Origin of the sequence: Burkholderia sp. E168m23 (assembly GCF_016586125.1) — a bacterium.
Taxonomy (GTDB): Bacteria; Pseudomonadota; Gammaproteobacteria; order Burkholderiales; family Burkholderiaceae; genus Burkholderia; species Burkholderia orbicola.
Genome location: NZ_BCPP01000613.1, coordinates 1 through 4,403 on the forward strand (window position 1 = coordinate 1; position 4,403 = coordinate 4,403).

A 4,403-nucleotide genomic window follows, 5' to 3' on the forward strand; every position below is an offset into this window, starting at 1 on the left:
TATTTTTGAGATAGTGTGACAAATGGGCGGCCGCCGGTGCCAGGCGTCCCCCAGCGCGACGAACCGGTCGTTGAATGATCCGCCGCGTCGTTCCGATAAATGTAATCAGGCCATAAATGAGGGGAAGCAGAGGGGATGTGCACTCACGGGCATAGCTGCTTTGCGCGCGTCGGTTTCGACGCGCAGGATGACCGGACGATCGTGACGAAGCGGAGCGGCGCATGAAGCCGGCCGTGTCGCTGTTCGTTCTGGCTGCCGCGATGACCGGCGCTTTCCACACGGCCGCGCTGTCGGCCGCACCGCTGCCGGCGGTGCCGGCCGCCGCTTCGACGGCCGCCGCCGATCACGCAGCGGTGCCGGATGCCGCGCCAGCGGCGGTGCTCGTGACCGCTCCGGCCACGCCGGCGGCGGCCAGCGCGCCGACCGCCGGCCTGCCGGCGACGACCGTACGCATGCCGTTCGCGTCGCTCGGCGCGTTCGATCCACTGCGCCTGCGCGGCGCCGACGACGCACGCACGATCAACGCCGGCGTGCGGCTCGACCGCGTGATCACGGGCGCGCGCTTGCGCCTGACCTACGCGTATTCGCCGTCGCTGGTCTTTCCGCTGTCGCACCTGAAGGTGTCGGTGAACGGCGAGGTGATCGCGACCGTCCCGTTCGATGCCGCGCGTGCGGGCCGCACGGTGACGCAAGAGATCCCGATCGATCCGCGCTACTTTTCGGATTTCAACCAGATCGGCCTGCGCCTGATCGCGCATTACACGCTCGACCACTGCGAGGACCCGACGAATTCGGCGTTGTGGGCCGACGTGAGCCCGACGAGCGAACTGATCCTCGACGAATCGCCGGTGCGCCTGCCGAACGATCTCGCGCTGCTGCCCGCGCCGTTCTTCGACCGGCGCGACAACGGCCGCCTGCGGCTGCCGTTCGTGCTGCCCGCCACGCCCGATTCGGCCACCCTGCGCAGCGCGGGCGTGCTCGCGTCGTGGTTCGGCGCGCTGGCCGACTACCGGCATGCGCGGTTCCCGGTATCGACCGCGCTGCCGGCCGACGACCAGGCCGTCGTGGTCGGCACGGCCGCGACGCTGCCGGCCGGTCTCGCGCTGCCGCCAATCAATGGCCCGCTGCTCGCGGTCGCGGACAACCCGTCCGCGCCGGGCCGCAAGCTGCTGGTCGTCACGGGCCGCACGGCGGCCGAGGTCGACGACGCGGTCGCGACGCTCGTGCTCGGCCGCGCGGCGCTGTCGGGGCAGGCGGCGACGGTCGCGCACGTCGATCTGGGCGCGCCGCGCAAGCCGTACGACGCGCCGCGCTGGCTGCCGGTGAACCGGCCGATCGCGTTCCGCGAACTCGTGAACGATCCGCGTCAGCTGGAGGTGCGCGGCACGACGCCCGACGCGATCCGGCTGAACCTGCGCGTGCCGGCCGATCTGCATTCGTGGAACGGCGCGGGCGTGCCGATCACGCTGCGCTACCGCTACACGGCGCCGACCGTGCAGGACAATTCGACGCTCGCGGTCGAGATCAACGATCAGCTCGTGAAGTCGTACCGGCTCGGGCCGGCCCATGCCGAAGATGCGCACGGCCGCATGCAGCTGCCGCTGCTGGCGGTGCCGGAAGGGCGCGTGACGAGCGACGTCGACATTCCCGCGTTCCGCGTCGGCAGCGGCAACCAGCTGCAGTTCCGCTTCACGCTCGATTCGCAGAAGACGGGCCTGTGTTCGAGCACGGCCACCGAGCCGCAACGCGCGGCGATCGATCCTGACTCGACGATCGACTTCTCGCACTTCGTCCATTACGCGCAATTGCCGAACCTCGCGTTCTTCGCGAACAGCGGCTTCCCGTTCACGCGCTTCGCCGACCTGTCGCAGACGGCCGTCGTGCTGCCCGACCGGCCGTCGCCGCAGGAACTCGAGGCCTACCTGACGATGCTCGGCCACATGGGTGAATGGACCGGTTTCCCGGCGCTGCGCGTGCAGGTGGCGCGGCCCGGCGACGTCGCCGCGCTGTCGGGGCACAAGGACCTGCTCGTGATCGACGGCTCGCCCGCATCGCCGCTGCTCGCGCAGTGGCGCGCGGCGCTGCCGCTCGCGATCGGCGAGCAGGGCGGGGCCGGCGGCGCGGGCGCGACGCGCGTCGCTTTCACGGTGAAGGAGCGCTGGCGCAACGGCGTGGGCCTCGCCGACGGCGGCGCGCATATCGAACAGACGGGCCCGCTCGCGGCGCTCGCCGGGTTCGAGCTGCCCGGTAGCCGCGGCCGCAGCGTCGTCGCGCTGACGGCGACCGACCAGCCGCGCCTCGGCGATCTGCTCGACGTGTTCGAGAGCGGCGGGCTCGTGTCGCAGTTGCAGGGCGACCTCGCGCTGGTCCGGCCGGGGCAGGTCGACAGCCTGCGGGTCGGCGAGCCTTACGTGGTCGGCTTCGTGCCGTGGTATGCGCGCGTGTGGACGGAGGCGGCGCGGCATCCGGTGCTGCTCGGCGCGGTCGGCGTCGTCGCAGGGCTGCTGCTCGCGCTCGGCGTGTTCAGCGTGCTGCAGCGAATCGCCGCGCGTCGCCGGGGGATGTAACGGATGGCGCGGGCAATGACGAAGCGACGGGCAACGCAGCCGGCGCGGCGTGTCGGCGCGACGCTCGCGCTGGCGGTCGCGGTGACGTGCGCGGCGGCCGGCATGGCCACGCGCGCGCACGCGGCGGCGGCCGGTGCAGCCGATGCGGCGAGCACGGGATGCAGCGCGGCGTGGCCGCGCTGGGACGCGTTCAAGCGTGATTTCATCTCGGCCGACGGCCGGGTGATCGACGTCGGCTCGGCCGATTCGCGCACGGTATCGGAGGGGCAGGCGTATGGACTTTTCTTCGCGCTGGTCGCGAACGACCGGCGCATGTTCGACACGATCCTCGCATGGACCGAGAACAACCTCGCGCAGGGCGACCTGAGCGCGCACCTGCCGGCGTGGCTGTGGGGCCGTGCGCCCGACGGCGCGTGGCGCGTGCTCGACGCGAACCCGGCGTCGGACGCCGACCTGTGGATCGCGTATGCGCTCGTCGAGGCCGGGCGGCTGTGGCACGAGCGCAGCTATACGGCGCGCGGCGCGCTGCTCGCGAAGCGCGTGCTCGACGCCGAGACGGCGACCGTGCCGGGCCTCGGCCTCACGCTGCTGCCGGGCCCGACCGGGTTCAAGCTGGCCAACGGCCAATGGCGCGTGAATCCGAGCTATTCGCCGCCGCAGGTGATTCGTGCGCTCGGCGCACGACTGCCCGACGACCGTCGCTGGGCCGCGCTGGCGTCCAGCACCGCTCGCGTGCTGCTCGACACCGCGCCGAAGGGCTTTTCGCCCGACTGGGCGCTGTATCGCGCGGGCAACGGTTTCGGGCCCGATCCGCAGACCCATGCGGAAAGCGCGTACAACGCGATCCGCGTGTACCTGTGGGCCGGCATGCTGGACCGCGCCGATCCGCTTGCCGCGCCGCTGCTCGCGAAGTTCGCGCCGTTCGCCGACCATATCGCCGCGCACGGCGCGCCGCCGGAGAAGGTCGATACGACGACGGGCGTCGCGGGGCCGAACGACGGCAACGGCGGCTTCTCCGCGGCCGCCGTGCCGTTCCTCGACGCACGCGGCCAGCACGCGCTCGCGGATGCCCAGGCGGCCCGCGTCGATACGCTCGCGCGCCAGTCGGCGCCCGGCTATTACACGAGCGTGCTGACGCTGTTCGGCCTCGGCTGGCGCGATGGCCGCTACCGGTTCGGGGCGGACGGCACGCTCGACACCCGCTGGGGAGGCCGTTCGTGCGCCGCCCGCTGAAGTGTGCCGCGCCGCACGTCGCGGGATTCGCGTGGCTCGCGTCGTCGGTGTGCGCGGCGGCGCCGGGCGCCGCCTCCGGCGCGGCGATCGCGAACCCGGCGAACCCAGCGACTCCGGCGACCTCGGCCGCCGCCGATGCGCGGCGCGAGCTCGACACCGCGCGGATGTGGGGCATCAAGCATCGCGACGACCTCGCGCGCGATGCGCTGCGCAAGGGCTTGCTGATCGCGCCGGGCGATCCCGAGCTGCTGGCCGAACAGGTGCGTGTGCTGCTCCGGCTCGGCGACGCGAAAAGCGCGCAGGCGTCGCTGGCGCGGCTGCAGGCGCAGTCGCCGAATGCCGCCGTCACGCAACGGGTGGCCGACGAATACCGCGTCGCGACGAGCGGGCGCGGCGAGATGGCGCAGATCCGGCTGCTCGCGCGCAGCGGACGCGCCGACGAGGCGGCCCGACGGATCGTCGCGCTGTTTCCGAACGGCGCGCCGTCGGGCGCGCTCGGCGCCGAGTACTACCAGATCGTGTCGAATGCGCCGGGCGGGCGCCAGCCGGCGATCGCCGCGCTGCGCCGCGCGGTTGCCGCCGATCCGCGGGACACGAGCGCAT

The 4,403-nt window shown here is 72.7% G+C and carries 2 protein-coding genes and 1 pseudogene; all 3 read left to right on the forward strand.

All coding sequences use genetic code 11. The features are described 5' to 3' along the window. Positions 1-221: 221 nt before the first annotated feature. The gene (bcsB, locus tag JMF90_RS25920; protein WP_011545161.1) at positions 222-2,567 is read left to right on the forward strand and encodes a cellulose biosynthesis cyclic di-GMP-binding regulatory protein BcsB; all 2,346 of its coding nucleotides are present in this window, start codon (positions 222-224) and stop codon (positions 2,565-2,567) included. A gap of 3 nt (positions 2,568-2,570) precedes the next feature. Next, a complete protein-coding gene (gene bcsZ / locus JMF90_RS25925) occupies positions 2,571-3,800 on the forward strand; it encodes a cellulose synthase complex periplasmic endoglucanase BcsZ (protein WP_011545162.1) in 1,230 nt (409 codons plus the stop codon). Next, positions 3,785-4,403, forward strand: a pseudogene (locus JMF90_RS25930) (cellulose biosynthesis protein); the annotation flags it as partial. The gene bcsZ and the pseudogene JMF90_RS25930, both read left to right, overlap by 16 nt.